Source organism: Sporocytophaga myxococcoides DSM 11118, from assembly GCF_000426725.1.
Classification (GTDB): Bacteria; Bacteroidota; Bacteroidia; order Cytophagales; family Cytophagaceae; genus Sporocytophaga; species Sporocytophaga myxococcoides.
The window spans coordinates 469,407-489,524 of record NZ_KE384561.1 but is presented as its reverse complement, the minus strand read 5'-3'; the positions used below and the strand labels follow the sequence as shown (position 1 = coordinate 489,524).

The 20,118-nt window shown below is 35.2% G+C and carries 15 protein-coding genes; 9 read left to right on the top strand and 6 right to left on the bottom strand.

Translation table 11 applies throughout. The features are described from left to right. The first annotated feature begins 23 nt into the window (after positions 1–23). The gene (locus tag K350_RS0126075) at positions 24–731 is read left to right on the top strand and encodes a DUF4198 domain-containing protein (RefSeq protein ID WP_028982433.1); all 708 of its coding nucleotides are present in this window, start codon (positions 24–26) and stop codon (positions 729–731) included. A 491-nt stretch (positions 732–1,222) separates the two neighbouring features. On the opposite strand, the gene K350_RS30480 is transcribed toward K350_RS0126075, so the two are convergent. The 4 genes from K350_RS30480 to K350_RS0126055 form a co-directional block, all read right to left on the bottom strand. Next, positions 1,223–2,395, bottom strand: coding sequence for a M57 family metalloprotease (locus K350_RS30480; RefSeq protein ID WP_081671154.1), 1,173 nt, complete (start codon positions 2,393–2,395; stop codon positions 1,223–1,225). A gap of 775 nt (positions 2,396–3,170) precedes the next feature. Continuing rightward, positions 3,171–4,772 (bottom strand): leucine-rich repeat domain-containing protein, encoded by a 1,602-nt coding sequence (locus K350_RS0126065; RefSeq protein ID WP_028982432.1) that lies wholly within the window; start codon positions 4,770–4,772, stop codon positions 3,171–3,173. Further along, positions 4,769–5,881: a hypothetical protein gene (locus tag K350_RS0126060; protein WP_028982431.1), complete on the bottom strand. Its 1,113-nt coding sequence runs from the start codon at positions 5,879–5,881 to the stop codon at positions 4,769–4,771. The genes K350_RS0126065 and K350_RS0126060 overlap by 4 nt, the downstream gene beginning before the upstream one ends. After that, positions 5,874–6,458, bottom strand: coding sequence for an RNA polymerase sigma factor (locus K350_RS0126055; RefSeq protein ID WP_028982430.1), 585 nt, complete (start codon positions 6,456–6,458; stop codon positions 5,874–5,876). The genes K350_RS0126060 and K350_RS0126055 overlap by 8 nt, the downstream gene beginning before the upstream one ends. A 212-nt stretch (positions 6,459–6,670) precedes the next feature. Between K350_RS0126055 and K350_RS0126050 the strand changes: the two genes are divergently transcribed. From K350_RS0126050 to K350_RS30470, 4 genes are all read left to right on the top strand, one after another. Then, entirely contained in the window at positions 6,671–7,546 is an 876-nt protein-coding gene (locus K350_RS0126050) for a type IX secretion system membrane protein PorP/SprF (protein WP_162144218.1), read from the top strand. A 392-nt stretch (positions 7,547–7,938) separates the two neighbouring features. Then, positions 7,939–10,311: a TonB-dependent receptor gene (locus tag K350_RS0126045; protein WP_028982428.1), complete on the top strand. Its 2,373-nt coding sequence runs from the start codon at positions 7,939–7,941 to the stop codon at positions 10,309–10,311. 5 nt (positions 10,312–10,316) lie between these two features. Next, on the top strand, positions 10,317–11,243 hold the full coding sequence (locus K350_RS30475; protein ID WP_051313729.1) for a DUF4249 family protein: 927 nt from the start codon (positions 10,317–10,319) through the stop codon (positions 11,241–11,243). Positions 11,244–11,634: 391 nt separating this feature from the next. Next, on the top strand, positions 11,635–13,131 hold the full coding sequence (locus tag K350_RS30470) for an aminotransferase class V-fold PLP-dependent enzyme (RefSeq protein WP_051313727.1): 1,497 nt from the start codon (positions 11,635–11,637) through the stop codon (positions 13,129–13,131). 98 nt (positions 13,132–13,229) lie between these two features. On the opposite strand, the gene K350_RS0126030 is transcribed toward K350_RS30470, so the two are convergent. Continuing rightward, complete coding sequence (locus K350_RS0126030; RefSeq protein ID WP_028982427.1) at positions 13,230–14,846, bottom strand: lysylphosphatidylglycerol synthase domain-containing protein; 1,617 nt, start codon at positions 14,844–14,846, stop codon at positions 13,230–13,232. Between the two features lie 176 nt (positions 14,847–15,022). Then, on the bottom strand, positions 15,023–16,582 hold the full coding sequence (locus tag K350_RS30465) for an ELWxxDGT repeat protein (protein WP_051313725.1): 1,560 nt from the start codon (positions 16,580–16,582) through the stop codon (positions 15,023–15,025). A 260-nt stretch (positions 16,583–16,842) separates the two neighbouring features. Between K350_RS30465 and K350_RS0126020 the strand changes: the two genes are divergently transcribed. The 4 genes from K350_RS0126020 to K350_RS0126005 all read left to right on the top strand — a co-directional run bounded on the left by K350_RS0126020 (position 16,843) and on the right by K350_RS0126005 (position 20,118). Then, positions 16,843–17,463 (top strand): TetR/AcrR family transcriptional regulator, encoded by a 621-nt coding sequence (locus tag K350_RS0126020; protein WP_028982426.1) that lies wholly within the window; start codon positions 16,843–16,845, stop codon positions 17,461–17,463. Between the two features lie 74 nt (positions 17,464–17,537). Further along, entirely contained in the window at positions 17,538–18,434 is an 897-nt protein-coding gene (locus tag K350_RS0126015) for an HlyD family secretion protein (protein ID WP_051313723.1), read from the top strand. Positions 18,435–18,440: 6 nt separating this feature from the next. Next, a complete protein-coding gene (locus K350_RS0126010) occupies positions 18,441–19,364 on the top strand; it encodes an ABC transporter ATP-binding protein (protein ID WP_028982424.1) in 924 nt (307 codons plus the stop codon). Beyond that, positions 19,357–20,118: an ABC transporter ATP-binding protein gene (locus tag K350_RS0126005; RefSeq protein ID WP_028982423.1), complete on the top strand. Its 762-nt coding sequence runs from the start codon at positions 19,357–19,359 to the stop codon at positions 20,116–20,118. The genes K350_RS0126010 and K350_RS0126005 overlap by 8 nt, the downstream gene beginning before the upstream one ends.

The window sequence follows — 20,118 nt, the reverse complement described above, 5'->3', positions numbered from 1 at the left end:
ATTTTAACTGTAAAAGACAGCACATGAAGTCAATACTTACTTTATTATTTTCTTTATTCCTATTGAATATTGGAAATGCTCACAATATCTGGATAGAAACAAACAATTCTGGTAAAGCTGGGAAAATACATTCAATAAAAATTTACCTTGGAGGTTATGGTGAAAATGAAAGGGATTCTGTAAGTAAGTGGTTTAGCAATACCAGAGAGGTTGCAATAAGCCTTACCAAACCGGATGGTACAAAAGAAAATCTTTTAACAAGAGCATCCGGAAATTACCTGGAAGCTATGTTTACACCTTCACAGGAAGGCTACTACACAGTCTCGGCGTCTCATGAGGTTGCCGATGTTTATGGAACAGCTAAGATACAATATTATGCAGCTTCACAGATAAAAGTAGGAACTTCTGTTGAAGGTGTTAATAATGTGATTACAGCGTTAGATATGCCCGTGCAGCTTATCACTTCAAATCCTGCAGCGAAGAAGAACGTCTCATTAAAGGTAATGTACAAAGGAAAAAATCTTGATAAATCTTCAGTGTCTGTAGCTTCTCCTACCGGTTGGGTAAAAGCAGTTGAAACGAATGACGGAACATTCAGCTTTGATGCCCTTTGGCCTGGAGTGTATGTGATTGAAGCATATCACACAGATAAAACAGAAGGGAATTTGAATGGAAAAGAATATAAGCTTATCAGAAATACGTCAACGTATAGTATAACAGTAGGAAGGTAATTCTTTTCCATTTTTCAAGGCTATGGAATCATCAGAATCTATTTTGAAGCATTTCGCACATATTGCATGTCTCGTAATGTGAGGCAGAGCTGTATTAAGGTTAAAGTATTACTTAGACTATGGTTTGATCCTGTTTGTAAAAGTGCAGACAACCTTTTTGTTGAACTTAAAAATGCGGGGGACAGATGCAGCACAATTGCAAGTGTCTATAATTCGCTTAATTGGCTCACAAAGAAGGATTTCTTATAAAGGAAACTTCTTAAAGAAAGGCGGTATATTGTTGTCATAGAATGGAAAGTATGGTGATGTTGAATTTTTGAATTTAGAGCAAGAGCAGGCTTATTGTTGATTTTTACTCGATTAGGCCAGGGATGCAGTCAGGAGACTCCTTTATAAATTACAAGGAATCTTATTGAACAAAAATGATATAATGTTATGAATGAAAAGTAAAAGGAATATAAAGAACTACCCTATATTCCTTTTTTATTATATTATCTGCAGCATGTGTTAGATGCCCACCGTGCAGTTGTACCTTGATAGATCACAAGATTACCGTCATCCTGAAGTCTTAGATAAGATCCCGGATACATATGGGTATTGGTTGCCCAATAAGGGACTAAACTGTTATCATACAGGACAAGATTACCGTCATTTTGCATAATGCAGCGAGTGATATAAGGTCTTCCTGCTGTATTAGTATGCCATAATGCACGGTTTAAATTATCATATAGGACAAGGTTCCCATCTGTTTGCATTGTTAAAGTAAAACGAGAATCTATGGATCTCAATGACTGACCTTGCAATAGTTGCGCTCCTCCGAACATTCTGTATGTATTGGTTGTAAAAGTCTGAGGATACAAAGTTAAAAGAGAAACTCTGTCTTGTGTTGTGAATGGTCTGTCAGATCCGTTTGAGCATGCAAGCATCCAAGACCCTGATGACGGTGCAGTGGGAGTTCCTGGGATATGCACTGCACCGACTCCTGCATCACCCTCATTGCCACCATTACTCGCGCCGCAGCTGAAAGCTCTGTTCATAAAATCTGTATGTCGGAAGCCCACTGCATGTCCTATCTCATGCGCTATAACTGTAGAGGCGTCAGCTCTTGCAGTAGAGTTGTTGAAATAGTATGTATTGAGTCTGATAAGATTAGCAGGATTTCCACCTGAAGGAAATCCTGCACTGATTCCAAGGAGTGAACTAACTTCATAGAAAGACATTATTCTTATATCTGCTGTCGATATGTTACTGGATCTGGTAAACCTTAAACTCATGTTTACCGCATTATATCTTGCTAATGCCGCATCAAATGCATTTTGCATAAAAGTTCCGAATGTTACATCCATGTATACTTGTATTGTTCGGGGTAGCCGGGTTACCTGAGAACTTGATGCGTAATGGTCAGTTCTTCCATTAGTCAACGACTCTTGGTTTTGTGCAACAAGCTCATCGATCTGGCTTTCGGTTAAATATATATCGTCTTCTACTATATACCCGTCTTCGTATTTGCGAAGACCTTCACTGGTTACAAAACCTGCAGCTTGAAGTTTAGATATGATTTCATCTGAAACATCATTGTTGCGTTTTACTTCTTCTTTTTGCGATTTACATGAAAGAAAAATAACGCCAAGAGCCATGATTAGACAATAGGTTAGCTTTTTCATTTTTTCTAGTTTTAGTGAAAAGATTTTTTTGTTGAAAGAATTTAAAAATACTCGAGGTAAATATTCAATTATATTCTGGTTTAACCTAATGTTAAATATTTGTAATACAGTATGTTATGTCGTTCGATTTTGCTGGTTTGCATGTTTGTCTTATTCATGAATTTTTCAAGGTATGAATAAGTGATATTATAGATTTATATGCATTTACCTTGATTATTTGTTTAATGAACTTATTCGAGAAGAATAGCGCCTATGAATTTTTTATATTTTACCTAGGCAAATGTTCCCTTCATATACAGGATATAGGTGGAGATCTTTAGTCACATTGTAAATTGTGGTAATTGGGCTTATGCAGTTTGATTTTATCTTTTTTGAAGATATTGCATTGTTTTCTGTTATCAGTATGGAAGAGGTGTAACTTCGCTTAAGTCTGTTATTGATTTCATCGATATTAAGAGAAGATTTAATGTCCTTTAAAAAAATAAAAAAAATAGTATAAGAATTGAGAATGATTAGAATTTATAAAAGAATGAGTAAAGATGAGTGTTTTTTGCCCATTGTCATAGCTCATATTTTCAATATAATTGGTGAATTAGTAGCACCAATAACTGATTGTATTGATTAAGGTGAGTTGAAATTTAAATAGCTATTATTGTTGAAAAGCTATTCATTTTCGAAAGCAGGAAATATTAGCAGTAGTGCGCGTGGAATGGAATTGATAAAAGGGGAAATTGAATATGTTCCTGGATAATTTCCAATTGATATAAAATGGAAATTAATATATCACTGACATTTTTAAAACTTCTTCTCCACTATTGATATTGATAAGATAGTAACCTGCTGGTACTCTGTGGTCATTTACATAACCATCCCATAGTTTTGGAAGAGTTAACTGGCAAATGGTGTTGCCAAATTTATCAACAACTTTAGCATTACCAGTTTGAGAAAAATAATAATTATCATCTACTCCATCTCCATTCGGAGTCAGAACAAGTTGTTTACAGTTCTCTCTTGGAATCTCAATAGTTTGAGGTATTGTATAGGAACAACCATTGGATGATGACACAGTAAGCTTATATTCCAAATCTTCGAGATTTATGAATTGACCAGATGCTGAAGAATACTTAGTATGTGTCTGCAATCCTTCTATGTCAAATTTGTAGTTATGACCTGGTTGATTGGTCAAACTTATATTTACAGCTCCTTGCTTTACACAAGTGCTTCCTGTAATGTCATAGATTATTCCACTTATATTTACACATGGAAGAACGTCAACATTAAAGGCATCTGTCCTTAGTGTAAGATTTGGGAATGTAGGATGCGTCACTTCACAATAATAATAGCCCTTGTTAGAAAGGCTTGTTTTATCTATGCTGAATATTCTGGATGTTTGCGCAGTTAGATTATTATTAAAGAACCACTTTCTTGAGACTCCTGAAGTGTTCGAATCTATTTTTGAATTTAACGAAAACTTTTCAAGCTCCACTACAGTCTCACTTGTACCGACTTTGAAGATTTTCTGAGGCGATAATTCAAACAATGAATTGTAATTGAGAAACGCTGTTAATGGCATCAAATTTTGAAAGTTCAGGTAGTTCTTATACAATCTTACTTTGGTAAGCGATTGATAAGAAGTTAATAAAGGTAATTCTGAAATCAGGTTACTATCCAGATACACAGTTTGGATACCTTTTGGTAAAGCCGGGAACTTATCAATCAAGTTAGAACTTGCGTCAAGAATTTTCAAGCTATCCATTCCAGATAGATCCGGCAATTGTTTTATTTGATTTCTAAAGCATTCCAGTTTTCTTAATTTAGGTAGATTTGACAAGTCAGGTAGAGCAGTAATTCCAACCAAAGAAATTCCTAAATCTTCCAGCTTTGGTAAGTTTAAAGCAGGTATATTATCAAACTTGTTCGTATGAACCAATAACTGAATAAGGTTTTTATTATTAGTGAGATCGGGGAATTTGGCCAATTCTAAACGGTGAATGGAAAGGTATTGAAGATTAGTGAATGGCGATAAATCCGGTATTACAGTCAATTTGGTTTCTCCAATATTCAATTTCGTCAATCCTTTAATAGCAGATATATCTGGCAGAGTTATGATAGGATTCTTAGTGATATTAAGTTCTGTCAGTCCTGTAAAATATTTTAACTCATCGATCGTAGCAATACCGTAATTCGGGCACTCCAGCTTTTTAATAGTCGGAGCTTGTGCCAAAATTAAATTCTGATTAGCGTCAAGAGCAGTGGGAATACTATCAGCAATACACTTTCTGAAAGCATTGTCTGCAATTGGTGTAACCTGCGCTCTTGCTGCAAATGCAGACATAGCACAGATATAGATTGCCGCTATGTATTTAATGAAACTCATTCTGTTACTGTAATACTTCCCTTGATAACATTCCCGTCCTTATTTTCAATAATATAAATAAAATACCCCAGTTCAAGTTTTCCTGACTCCAAATATCCTGACCATGTACATTGCTCACCATTTGCCATTTGTTTGGAATAAACCTGATTGCCTGTTTTGTCAATGATAGTCAGTTTTGAAGTCTGCATAGCGACTGGGCCAAGCCATTCTTCGCCTCGTCCAGGATTAAAATCATAATCAAGTTTACAGACTATTCCTTTTAAAATTAAGGGATTAAATTGATGTTTACAACCGTTATCGTCAGTAACGTCTACTCTGTAGGTCCCTTGATTTAAATCTCTGAAAATATTTTCTTCCTCTGATTCTGAACCATTAAGGAATGTTTTGTAAGGGGAAGTACCACCTTTAAACCCTTTAATTTCAATAACTCCAGTGCTGCTGCCATTGCAAGGTTCCTGAACAAGTAATTGAGCAGAGATAACAACACCTTCACATTTATTCGCCGGAGGTGTTAGAAGGTTATTTTTAGGTTCTGCTATTAAATTGTAAGTGTTATCAGGCTTTAAAGTCTTGTCCTTTGATTGTAATTCCTGACCATCAATATCAGGGGAGATTGAAGAAGCATCTATTTTAGCTGTAGTGGGTTCATTAGTAGTTTTTTTATCAGCTGTTATAGTTTTTCCTGAATGTAGTTTTGTGTTCGTAATTTTTACTTCACTTCCGGACAGCTGAACATTAGAAGCACTATCGGTTGAAGTAATAATACTTTTAATACGTTCTGATTTTTCAATTTCGGATGATGAATTGTTTTTTAACAGAAAATAGAAGCCAGAACTAATCACTGCCAATAGTATCAGGAATGTCCAGCCTTTATTGAAGGGACCGCTTTGGTCAGCTTTACTTTGCTCTTCGGCCATTATTGATTTCAGACCTTTAAGTTTATTCTGAAGAATGAGATCCCTGGCAGTTTTACAAACTTCTACTTTATGTTGAAGAGCAATATCGGATATAAGTTGTTCCTCAAACAACATTCTTTCATTTTCAGGAAGTATTTCTGAAAGGTATAGCTCAATTACCTCATATATGTTTTCATCACTACTGCTATACATGACCTTTTAATTTTTGAATTATAAGGGGATTATTTTCAATTTCTTTATATAATTTTTCTCTACATCTTTTAAGAGCCATCTTAGCTGCTCCCTCAGATTCCAGTCCCATCCTCAACTGAATATCTTCCATCATCAGATTTTGGTATATGGTGTAGTTTAAAATTTCAATGCACTTACTACCGATTTTGGAGAATAATTGGGAAAGAAGATTCTCTTCCTTTGCTGCCGGATATATTTCCTGAAAATCAACTACTATGTTATAAATATTCTCTTCAGATTGAAAATCTACACTAATCGATTTGTTACTCTTTCTCAGGCTATTAATCCATCTGTTGATGCAAAGCGTAAATAGAAATCCGTAAACAGTATACTTACCATTATATTTATCTTCAAGGATGTGTTTATATAAGTACATGACAGCATCCTGAAATACATCTTCAACATCTTCCTTCTTGCCTCCCCGGTTTAAAATTGTCTTTTTTACCCTGGGATACACCAATTTGTAAAATAAAGAGATCACCTCTTTATCTTTCCCTTGTTTAATTAAGTCAGGAATATCCTTTTCAACAATTGCCATACTCGTCAAAATCTAAACTGAAGACACGCCGGAATCTTAATAGTAATGGAATTTTTAAGAAATTTTTTAAAAATTTTTTTATCATCTCCGGGATTACTCTTTACGATTTTTTTACCGTTAAAGACTATTCCAAAATTGTATTTTGGAATTATAATTTAGGATTGCAGGATAGGATTTTCTATTATATTTGTCTGAATTTCACTTTAGTCTCATTGAGGAAATTACTTTCATCCTTTCTTTTTATTTTTAACATAACCATCGTCTGCTACTCCCAACAGACCCAGAACTTTTATTTGCCTGATTATTACTCTTCAACTGCACTAGATCATTTAGCATTGATTAATCCTGCCTGGACTGCCGATGATAAAAGGGCGACATTAAATAGTTTGTATAAATCAAGATCTGGTCTTTTTAATGAAGTAGCTACTATCACTGCATATGGGGATGTTCTGCTAAACCCAAAGGGTAATACAGGACAGGTTGCAAGAGTATTGTTTCAGAATGAAAAAGAGGGACCATATATATCATCTCCCAAGTTTTATGGCAACTATGCAATCAAGATACCTCTCAGAGAAGACCTCTTTTTGTCTGCAGGGCTCGCATTTGGTGTAGCTTCCATCAGCTTTACAGCTCCTTCAGGAATGGGAAAGGCCAGTGCTCCCGATGCAAATGCTGGTTTAATTCTAAAATACAGGAAGACAGAAATCGGAGCGGCCTCTTACCAGCTCTTAAACAACAGCATTACAGCTATTAATAGCCCGTTATTATTTAAACGATTTTATCAGTTCTATTTTCAATCGGAAAAGGATGTGAGTGAGTATTTAACTGTAAGAGCTCATTTATTCTATAGACCGCAACCGTATATAGATTTAGGAAATGCCGCGATATTACTTTGTTATAAAGAAACGATTGCTTTTGGCGGGATGTATCAGTATCAGAGAGGTACCTCATTTTTAGCATCTCTATATCTTAACCAATCCAATAATCCAATAATTTTAAATTTTTCCTTTAATAGCCTATTCTTAAGTAACCGCCTTCTTACTACAGGTTCTTATGAACTTGGCCTTCAATATAGGATAGCCAATTGATTTAAAGAGGGTGATATCCCAAAGTTTAACCGGAACAAAATTCAATTTTTATGTATCAAAAGATACATATTAAGATATTTTAATTTTTTATCCCAGAAATGAAATTTTTCTGAAAAGTTAATTCTTTAAAATTTCTTAATATGAGAATAAGAAATTAATCCGACTTTATAAGGCAATTAATTTTAAATGTTTTTATTATTGCATTATAAAAGTATAGCTTTTTTAGTCCGGGCTTCGGTATTGCCCGCATAGAGGGTGTTTAAACAAGTGTTTCACATAGCTGCAGGAACCGTTTGTTAAGTTTTGTAGCGTATTCGTACATTCATACTTCTATGTCATTTGAAAAAGCTGTTTGGTATTTCTTTTAGCTATGTTGTAAGTTTAAATTATTTATGGTAACAAGATTTATTTTTAGTGTAATAGTTTTGTTTTTTGCTTCTTTGAATTTAAGCTATGGACAAGAAACATATACGCTTAGTGGCTCTGTCAAGGACTCTGCCAATGGAGAGCCAATGATTGGCGCAGTAGTAACAGTCAAGGAAATCAATGCAGGTACTGCTACAGATATCAATGGCGATTTTTCCTTAAAAGTACCTCCAGGAAAGTATACAGTAGAAATCAATTTTGTCGGATTTGGTAAAGCTTCCCAAACTATTGTTGTTAAAGGGAATACTAAAATGTCATTCAGCATGCGAGAGCAAATGTTGAATGAGGTTGTTGTTACCGGTGAAAGGCCAGATGCCCAGGTTAAGAACCTTGAGATGGGAACTCAGAAGCTGGACATGAAACAAATAAATGCTATTCCGCCTCTTCTAGGTGAGGTAGATGTGATAAGAAGCATTCAGCTTTTGCCTGGAGTATCGACGGTCGGGGAAGGCGCATCCGGATTTAATGTCAGAGGGGGAGCTGTAGATCAAAACCTGATCTTGCTTGATGATGCTCCGATATACAATTCCTCTCACATGTTTGGATTCTTCTCTGTATTCAATCCGGACATGGTAAAAGATCTCAAGCTTTCTAAAGCAGCGATACCTGCTCAATATGGTGGCCGTTTATCATCCGTTCTTGACGTGAAAATGAAAGAAGGTAATCCTGATAAAATCGGAGTTCAAGGTGGTATTAGTACCATCTTTAGCCGACTCACAGTTGGAGGTCCTATCAAAAAAAATAAACTATCTTTTATTGTTGCAGGCAGAAGATCATACGCAGACGTTCTGGCAAGACCTTTCCTTGCCAAGGCATTTGAAGATGCTAAGCTTTATTTTTATGACCTGACTCTAAAAGCAAACTATAATATCAATAACAGAAATCGTGTTTATCTTTCCGGATATTATGGAAGAGATGTGTTTGCATTCCCAGGTGCTTACTTCGGTTGGGGAAATGCCACAACGACTTTACGTTGGAACCACGTATTCAGCGACAAACTACTCCTTAATATGATCGGAGATTATAGCAGTTATAGCTATCGCCTTGAGTTTGGCGAAGATATGACTGAAGACTCTTTCAAGTGGACAGCTAAAATAATTAACTATTGTGCAAAGCCTGAATTTACATGGTATTTAAACAGTAATAATACTATAAGTCTGGGAGCCCAGGCTACGTATTACAAGTTTGTACCCAGCACAGGAGTATTTTATTCCGGAGGGGAGAGAAGAGACATAGGACTTCCGGATAAATATGCGATGGAAAATGCTTTATATATTTCCAATGAACAGAAATTGACAGCAAGGCTTACACTTCAATATGGTCTGAGATATTCCTTCTTCAACTACCTTGGGTCTGGAACAGCATATTATTATGATTCAACAGCAGGTAACTATGTTAGAAATCCTGTAGGTATTGAAGAATTCGGAAGCAGAAAAACGATTAAAGCTTATGCCAAGCCTGAACCAAGAATAGCAGCTAATTATTCACTTAGTGAAAACTCATCTCTTAAAGCCAGCTATAACAGAATGGTTCAGTACATTCACTTGATATCCAATACTACTGCATCAATTCCTCTGGATGTTTATTTGCCAAGTACAAATAACATAAAGCCTCAATTGTGTGATCAATATTCACTGGGCTATTTCAGAAATATTGGTCCTAAACAAAATATAGAAACTTCTGCAGAAGTCTTTTATAAGGACATGTTAAATCAATTGGATTATATAGATGGCGCAAATCTGTTCTTTAATCCGAATCTTGAAGGAGAAGTTATTCCGGGAACTGCCAGAGCTTATGGTCTGGAATTGTTTGTGAAGAAGAGAGAAGGAAGATTCAATGGATGGATTAGCTATACGCTCTCGAAGTCTGAAAGAAAGGTGCCCGGTATCAATCAGGGAGACTGGTATCCAAACAGATATGACAGAAGACATAATCTAAGTGTTGTTGGGATATATGAACTTTCCAAACGTGTGAGTTTGAGCAGTACATTTGTTTATGCTTCAGGTACTCCATTTACTTTTGCTACGGATAAGTTTGAGTTCCAGGGTATATTTGTACCATATAATCCCGGAGGTCCAAGAAACAATTATAGATTGCCAGCCTATCATCGTCTGGATGTAGCCGCAACTTTAAAAAGCAAAGAAAAAGTTCGCAAGTCTAAAATATTTGGCAGATACAGCTGGGATTTGGTATTTACAGTTTATAACCTTTATTCACGTAGAAATGCATTTGCAATAACGCCGAGACAAAATCCTGAAAATCAACAAATAAGTGAAGCTTTACGATTCTCAATTTTCGGATCATTTGTTCCTGCAATTACATACAACTTTAAATTTTAAACATAATGAAAAATAAAGTTTTATTATTCTTATTACTTATAGGGCTTGTAGCATGTGAGGATAAGGTGGATATCAGCAGTACGCTTAAGGCTGGTAAACCTGCTTTAGTAGTGGATGCTTTTATTACCAATCTGCCCGAAAAACAGACTGTATACCTTTCAAGTACTCAATATTATTTTGATAACTCTGGCCCAATAAGAATAAGCGGAGCATCAGTTAAGGTAGTGGATGAAACAACACAACAGGAATATGTATTCGCAGAATCTGGTCCCGGGCTGTATGTTTCACCTGTCAGAGGTGATTCAATGCTGATTATCGGTCATCCTTACAGATTGTTTATAGATTATCAGGGTCAGGCTTATACAGCTTATTCATTAATGAAAAGAGTTCCTCCAATAGATTCAATCTTGTTTGAACCTCTTGAAGATCTTAACGAAAATATTATTCCAGGTAAATACTTTGCAGAATTCCAGGCTACAGATCAGGTAGGTACAGGGGACCAGGTGTGGATCAGAAATTATAAGAATGGAGTAAGAATAACAGATGCGGAAAGAATTGGGATCTCCTATGACGGAAAGATTTTCGCAACTGCTGAAGCGGATGGATCAATGTTCATTTATCCGTTAAGAGTATTCCCTGTTAACGATAACGGAGGTGAGGAAGATGATCAATGGTTGGATGGCCAGCAGTTTGGTGTAGAATTGTTTTCTATAACTGAGGAAGCTGCAACATTTTTACAAGCAGTAGTAACTCAGTCTACTCAAGGGAACGGTGGACCAATAGGAGCTTTATTTTCTCCACCGCCAGCAAATGTTCCAACCAATATCGTTAATACGACATCTCAGGATAAAGCGGCAGTAGGGTTTTTCTGTACATCTGCTGTTTCCAGAGCCGAAACGATTGTTCCAAATCCTTACGGTCGTAATCAATAATATTTCAGCCATACTTTTGCCTGTAAACGACAAAAGTATGGCTTTGAAAAATAATATTTCTCCTTTTTATTTTTTACTCTTACAACTTGACATGAGAGGGCAATTTTTTAACTGAGCCATCTTAAAAACTCCTTTTAGTTTAATGCAGTTCTTATGATGTTTTTACTTTTTATAATCGAAAAGGAGAGAAAGATTTGTCTTAAAAGGATGAATTGCTTTGAATTATAGATAAACAGTTGAATCCTGTCTTTATACTTTTTGCATCTGAAAAGTCTTATACCAAAGGATATATAGAGGTTTTTGATATTTATTTTGGATTACCGTTTTGCGGTATTGAACATGTGAGTGATTTCGGCTGAATTTTGTAAAGAAAATTTAAACGATTAATCTTATGTGGTCCATTTTAAAAAGCAGAACAGATAAAGGATTTCAGGCAGCATATGCAAATTTCCTAAGCACGAATAAGGCATATAAGAAAACAATGCATATAGATACCCTTAGGGATAAAGAATTCTCAATTCTCGATGAACAGGGGCATGTATATCTTGATTTTACAGGGGGGAATCTTTATGCCCGCAAACTGGTCACAGAGCATGCGGCAAAACTTGCCTCAAATGTTTATGGAAATCCCCACTCTTCTAATCCCACATCTAACAGGGCAACAAAGGTAACTGAATCGGCAAGAGATTATATATTAAGATATCTCAATACAGACCGTAACGAATACGTTTGCATTTTTACCCAGAATGCAAGCGGAGCACTTAAGTTGCTAGGCGAAGCTTATCCCTTTAAAAGCGGAGATCATTTTCTACTTACATTTGATAATCATAATTCAGTAAATGGTATAAGAGAGTTTGCTAGAAAAAATTCTGCTACCTTTAATTATACTCCAATAAGAAGATCAGACCTTCGTATTGATAGGGAGAAACTTCTTGAAAACCTTGATCAGCATGTTGATGGTAAGAATAAACTTTTTGCTTTTCCTGCTCAATCCAATGTGTCGGGAGTAAAGCATGATCTTGAATGGATAAATATCGCGAAACAAAAAGGTTGGGATGTTCTTCTTGATGCAGCTGCATTTGTGCCTTCAGACAAACTGGATCTGAGTAAATACAAGCCGGATTTTGTCTCCATGTCATTTTATAAAATTTTTGGTTATCCAACCGGATTGGGATGTTTGCTTGTTCATCGCAGCAAGTTTGAAAAACTCCGTAGGCCATGGTTTGCTGGAGGGACAATTACTATTGTCTCAGTTCAGGGAGATAATTATTATTATGAAAAGGACAATGCAATGTTTGAAGATGGTACTATTAATTACCTTGATATTCCTGCTATAGAGTCGGGATTAAGGTATATAGAGTCAGTGGGAATAGAAAGTATAAATATCAGGATACAATGTATTACAGGGTGGATGCTGCAACAGTTGCTCAGTCTGAAACATGATAACGGAAGATCATTGATAAAGATCTATGGCCCTCAAGACACCTCACAAAGAGGCGGTACTATTGCCATGAATTTTTTTGATAAAAATGGAGAAATGTATGATTTTCTTGAAATAGAAAAGAAAGCTAATGAACTCAATATCTCTTTGCGAACAGGCTGCTTCTGCAATCCGGGAATTGATGAAACCAATCATTCATTGGAAGAAGGAGAGCTGAAGAAATATTTTTCCAAAATGGGAGCGAAAAACTATTTTGATCTAATTGAGACATTGGGTAAGCGTCGCGGGGCTGTGAGGATATCATTCGGATATGTTTCTAAATTTTCTGATGCATATAAATTTATGAATTTTGCAAAAGGATTTTTAAATGTATCAAGACCTGTAACTTCTGCTGTTATACCTTCAAACAAATCTGTTTCAAAGAAGAAAGCAGTTTATGCTCATTAAAAGAGTATTAAAGTTTTCAGAACATCTCAGAATTTAATCAGGCAAGAAAGGAGTGTTATGAGGACGCTCTTTTCTTATATTTATAATAGGATAGATATCTATTTATGTTGTCGTCTTCCTATTAACGGAAGTAAAGACAATATAATAACGTAGAGAAAGCATACAATGCTTGCTGATCTTAAAGAGAGAATGAAGAAGTTGCCAAATGATCCTGATTTTCTTATGCGTGAATCTCCGATTAATAATATATTTTTTAATGAAAGACTGAAAGCTTCTTTGATTGTAAATTTGCTTCCAAAATTGATAGTATCCATTAAGTAAAAGCCTAATGTTCCATATAATATTATGAATACAAATAAAACTAAAGGAAATTTGAAATCCCTTTTTATATCGGATAGATTGGTTTGTAATGAGTAGTTTTTTTCAGTGTATAATAATATCACAATTATAAAAAAAGAAGCTATAGAGAATTCATAATAACCACCTTTGGTAAGGTGTGCGATGGTTGATATAAATGATCCAAGGAGGGCTATGTACCAAGCTGTCCTATATCCTTTCCACAGATAAATAGAATTGATAATTAGTATAACACCAGTTACAAATTGGACATAGGTCGATGTGTAAAATAACTCATTAGAAATTAAATTTTTGATGGTGTTAAAATGTATGAAATCAACAGGAATTAGCAATGTCAGGATGTTAAGCATTCCAAGTAAAAAACAAACTACAGCTGGAAATACTTTCAGGAACAGACTGTCTCTGTATAGGATATAGGAAAATATTGAATAAAGTAAAGGTGTCCAGAAACTGAATAATCTGTATATAAGTGCTGTTATCAATGCCTGAGCTGGAGATAGTCCATATTGTTTAAATAAATATGTAATTGCAGCTTCAATTGCTCCTAATCCATTCATAAATGGAGAAACCATAGAAATAAAAAAAACTACTACATATGAAAGAAAGGCCATTGTCAGACTCCCTTTTCCTGATATGGCCTCCATTGCTGAGAATGCAAAGGAAATGCCAGTGATGTCAAGGAATGTAGAAGTTGTAAATGTATAAATCAAAAACTTTGTAGAGAATTTCTGAAGGTTAATCTCATCTAATTTTTTAGATAGGGTAGGGGAATGTTTTTTTACAATTGTATATGCTCTGCCTTGTTTTTTATAAGAGAAAAAGGTAATTGCCAAGAGTGTTACTATGATGACTACCGGAATTATCATAAGTGGATTTATTGGGTTATCCTTTTCTGCGAGAGAAGTGATCAGAATTGCAGGAATTGAAAAAACGAAAATTGATGTACAGCTCGTGAACATATAAACGGATGAACCGAATAGCAATACGGTGCTAGAGATGTTCTGAGCATCTGTTTCTTTAGTTGGGAATGCTAAAGAAGTAACTCCACCTGCAGGTAGTATTACACTGATTAAAAATCTCTTTAGGTAAAGTAAAACCATACTGAAATAACCCGGGTAGCATTGTATGGTCCTAAAACTGAAAAAATATAGTAATCCCTGTAATAGCACATATACAATACTTATCAGTAATCCTGTTATGATCCAGTAAATGTTAGCCTTTTCTAATGCAGAGGAGATTTCTTTAATCTCATTTCCGGATTTGGCAAAAAATAGCACCGCAAAGAAAAAGCAGAGAAGCCCCAGTAATATTTGCCAGTAGGAAGAAACCCAGATTCCGATTTTTTTGAAGAAACTCATAACAAAAGAAAACCGGACTCTTCCTATAATGTTTTCTTTACCATAATAAAAAGGTGGTTTGAAAAACTGACTTTGTTATTTTACTAAAATGAATGGAGGTTTTAGTCAATTGTTTGGGTTTTAATAAAAAAGGAGACATCTCTGTCTCCCTTTAATTTTTATGATAAAATATTGAATTAATTTTTAATTAGTTTTTTAGAATATATGTTATTATCCGAATCTGTTAGAATGATATAATACAAGCCAACTGGGAGATCTTCTGTTTCTAATCTGCTTTGGGAACCGGATATTCCTACTTGTTTCACTAATTGATTTAAACTGTTAAATAAAGTAACGCTAGTGATATTTTTTACATCTTGCAGATCTATATCACAATATTGATGTGCGGGATTTGGATAAATCTTTATAGCGTCTGAAATAGCTTTATCCTTGATTCCAGTAACATCCGAGAACTTCCATAGTTCAAATCCATCCATTCCATTATCTGCGGAGAAATAAAGAGCATTTTTATAAACGTGGAAGTCTGTCGGATCTGATTCGCTATCACCTTGATTAATATCCATTACCATAATTGTTCCTTCTTCTGTTCCATCTGACTTCCAGAGCTCGGCTCCCAGTATTCCATCATTAGCTCCGAAATACATTTGACCATTATAAACTGTCAGGTCCATCGGATTCCCATCTTCAGCAGAAGGATTAATGTCTTTTACCAAGATCGTTCCTTCTTCTGTCCCATTTGATCTCCATAGCTCAAAGCCATGAGTTCCATCGTCTGCAACAAAATAAAGGTCCGAGTTAAAAGGCGTTATATCTGTTACTCCGGAGGAGCTTGTAGGATTGACATCTTTTACAAGCTTGGTGCCCAAAGGAGTTCCATCAGTTTTCCAGAGCTCTCTTCCTTCATCTCCATTAATAGCAGAGAAGTAAATTGTTCCGTTAAGTAAGGTGAGTTCACTGGGAGCTTTATTTCCAGAGGTAATCGCAATTGTGCCTTCGCTTGTTCCATCCGATATCCAAAGTTCAATACCAGAACTCATATGCTCTGCAGAAAAGAATAACTTATTATTGAAGACCTTCAGATCATATGGGGAAGCAGAGCTTTCTCCAGTGGTAGTCTTTTTTACCAATGATTCTTCTCCTACATTCCCATTCGTTTTATATAATCCAATATTATTTTGTCCATCAGTTCCTCCGAAATATAACATGGAATTGTATACAGCCATCTCATAGTGTCCGACTTGTATTTCACTCACTTTAGTTATTGATGTTCCATTTGTTTTGTATAAGTATGTACCTGTTCCATCAAAAGCCGAGAAGTATAATTCCGAATTAAACGTAGTTAAATTATTAGGGTAGGAACTTCCTGATTGATTTATATCTGAAATCCGGACTGTTCCTTCTTTTGTCCCATCGGATTTCCAGAGTTCCTGTCCATATGAATCGTATGCAGAGAAGTAAAATTCAGAATTGAATTGTATAAATCTGACATCGTCTGGATTCGAGGGACCAGATGGATTGATATTTTTAAGGAGCTTTGTTCCTGCTGCAGTCCCATCTGTTTTCCATATCTCAGTATCTGTACCATCATTTGCTATAAAATACAGTTCATCTTTAAATTCAAAGAAGAAATAAGGATAAGCATCTCCTGATGGGTTAAATGTTTTAAACAAACTTTGACATATCCCAAAGGATACACAAAAAGGAATAAAAAGTAATGTTGTAAAAAGTTTTTTCATAATTAGTTTTAAAAGGTAAGGGTTTAAAAATTTGTCCTAAGTTAGATGTTTAATTAAATTATTTATAATTTATTTGTTATGGCTTTTAGAGTTTAAATTATATTTAAAGTGTTTTTTTTTTTTTTTTTTTTTTTTGAAACGTTTTGAAACGCAGAAGGTTATGTTTTGATTTGTTAGTCCTTAAACAAATATTTTAATCAAATGATTAAAATGTTTGTTTAAATGAAAGGCGTACTTTTACTTTGTATAGAGAAAACGATATGGCAAAAAAGAAGGAAAAAGAAATTATAGCTGATGCATCAGCTGAAGAGAAGCTAAAGGAGGCTGCCAGAAAGGTCTTTACACAGAAAGGTTATGCAGCAACGCGGACGAGAGATATAGCAGAGGAAGCAGGATTAAATATTGCATTGCTTAATTATTATTTCCGAAGTAAGGAAAAGTTATTTGAGATAATAATGTTGGAAAAACTGCAGCAGCTGTTTGGAATAATTATCCCCTTAGCCAATGATCCTTCAACAAATCTTGATGAAAAGTTGAAAGCAATTGCTTCTGAATATATAGATATGTTATCCTCAAATGAGAATTTGCCTTTGTTTATTCTTAATGAGATCAGAACCAATCCGGAAAGGTTTGTAAGCAAGATGCAGATAACAAAAATATTTTCGGATTCAGTAATGGTTAAGCAGATAAAGGAAAAGAGACCCGATATTAATCCTATGCATTTTGTTATTAATATTCTTGGAATGGTTGTTTTTCCCTTCATAGCAAAGCCAATACTTTTTACTTCCGGACAAGTAGATAGTAAAGCTTTTGGAGTACTTATTAATGAAAGGAAGAAATTAATACCCTTATGGATTAAGGCAATTATGAAAGCAAAATAGAAATAGAATATACAGATATATACATTTCTTCTTTCTTATAATACATAGTAATACAGGATATTAAGATAAGTAACATGAATAACGCAATCAGATTTTTTGCAGGATGTTTAATAGTCATAACAATATTATCCTGTTCCAAAGAGCCGGCATTTGATGCTACAGGTACTTTTGAAGCAATTGAAACAATTGTTTCTTCGGAAGGAAGTGGAGTAATAAAGGAATTTCAGTTAGAGGAAGGGCAGGAGTTGAGCAAAGGTCAGTATATCGGGTATGTAGATACCATACAGCTTTATCTTAAAATGAAACAACTAGAGGCACAGGTAAAATCTACAATCAGTCAAAAGCCCGATATAAACAGTCAGATAGCTTCTCTGAAAGCTCAGAAAAAAGCTGCTGAGAAAGATAAAGAAAGATATACTGATCTTGCAAAAGAAGATGCTATTCCTCAGAAGCAATTGGATGATATTAATGCTGAAGTTGCTGTTTTACAAGGACAGCTGGATGCTTTAAATTCATCTCTTAATATTACAACTAAGGGTATCTCATTGCAGGCAAATCCTATAACCATACAGATCGATCAAGTTAAAGACCAATTGAAAAAGAGTATCATCCATAACCCAATTCAGGGAACCGTATTGAGTAAATATGTTGAACCAAATGAAATAGCATCTATTGGAAAACCTTTATATAAAATTGCAGACCTTTCTACTATTATCCTCAGAGCTTATATTACCGGAAATCAATTGCCTTTAGTAAAACTTAATCAGAAGGTGAAAGTCCTTGTGGATGCTGATAAAGAATCATATAAGGAATACTCAGGAGTGATAGAATGGGTAAACAGCAAAGCTGAGTTTACACCAAAGACTATTCAGACCAAAGACGAGCGTGCCAACCTGGTTTATGCAATAAAGATCAGAGTGAAAAATGACGGATTTCTTAAAATCGGAATGTATGGTGAAGTAAAGCTTTAGGAGATCATGCAAGCCATAATAGCAAAGAATCTTACGAAGACCTATGAAAAAGGAAAAGTACTTGCGGTTGATGACGTTTCGTTTGAAGTAGAAAAGGGAGAATTGTTCGGCTTAATAGGTCCGGATGGCGCTGGGAAAACCAGTATCTTCAGAATGCTCACCACCTTATTAGTGCCTGATAATGGACAAGCCTCCGTTGATGGTTTTGATATTGTAAGAGACTTTAAAAAAATAAGGAATACTATTGGGTATATGCCTGGTAAATTCTCATTATATCAGGATCTGACTATTGAAGAAAATTTAAATTTCTTTGCAACTGTATTTAATACCACTGTAGAAGAAAATTATTCTTTAATAAAAGATATCTATATACAGATTGAAAAATTCAAAACAAGAAGAGCCGGTAAGCTGTCAGGAGGAATGAAACAGAAGCTGGCATTATGCTGTGCGCTAATTCATAAACCTACTACATTGTTCCTGGATGAACCGACCACTGGCGTTGATCCTGTTTCCCGTAAAGAGTTCTGGGATATGCTAAAACGCCTGAAAGAACAAGGGATTACAATATTGGTTTCCACCCCATATATGGATGAAGCCAACCGCTGTGATAGGATTGCCTTGATACAAAGCGGGAAAATTTTATCCATCGATACACCTGCTGCTGTTATAAATTCCTTTATGGAAAAGTTATATGCGATAAAAGCTAATAAAATGTATCCACTATTGAAAGCTCTTGAATCATTTCCAAAGAGAATGAATAGTTATGCTTTCGGAGAATTTGCTCATGCTACATTTGACCAGCCAATAGAAAATGAAGAGCTTATAAGATATCTTGAGATGAATGGGTTAAATCAAGTAGAAGTGGAAGTTATAGAACCAACGATAGAAGATGTTTTTATCAAGCTGTTAAGTAAGCACAATCATGCATAACGATAAATCTGATGCTATGGAAAAAGTAATAGTCTGCAAAGACCTTACAAAGCGCTTTGGAGTTTTTATAGCTGCAAATGAGATTACTTTTGACGTATATAAAGGTGAAATCTTTGGATTCCTTGGTGCAAACGGTGCTGGTAAAACAACTGCTATGCGTATGTTATGTGGCTTATCGGTTCCGTCTTCAGGTCAAGCATCGGTTGCTGGCTATGATGTTTATAAGCAAGCTGAAGAAATCAAGAAGAACATTGGTTATATGAGTCAGAAATTTTCTTTATATGAAGACCTGACCATTCTTGAAAATATAGAATTCTTTGGGGGAATATATGGTCTCACAAGGAAGGTCATAAAAGATAAGGGGAGAAGTCTTATAGAAAAACTTGATTTGCAAAGTGAGGCAAAGAAGTTGGTGGCCTCTTTACCATTAGGCTGGAAACAGAAATTGTCATTTTCAGTTGCTGTTTTGCACGACCCCAAAATAGTTTTTCTCGATGAACCCACAGGTGGAGTAGACCCTCTTACCAGAAGGCAGTTCTGGGATTTGATTTATGAGGCTTCAGAAAGAGGAATAACTGTTTTCGTTACAACCCACTATATGGACGAGGCTGAGTATTGTGATCGTATCTCTATAATGGTTGATGGTAAAATTGAAGTTCTGGACACACCTGCCAATCTGAAAAGGAATTTCAAATCGACTACTATGGATGAAGTATTTTATCAGCTTGCAAGAAGTGCTAAACGATCAGATTAA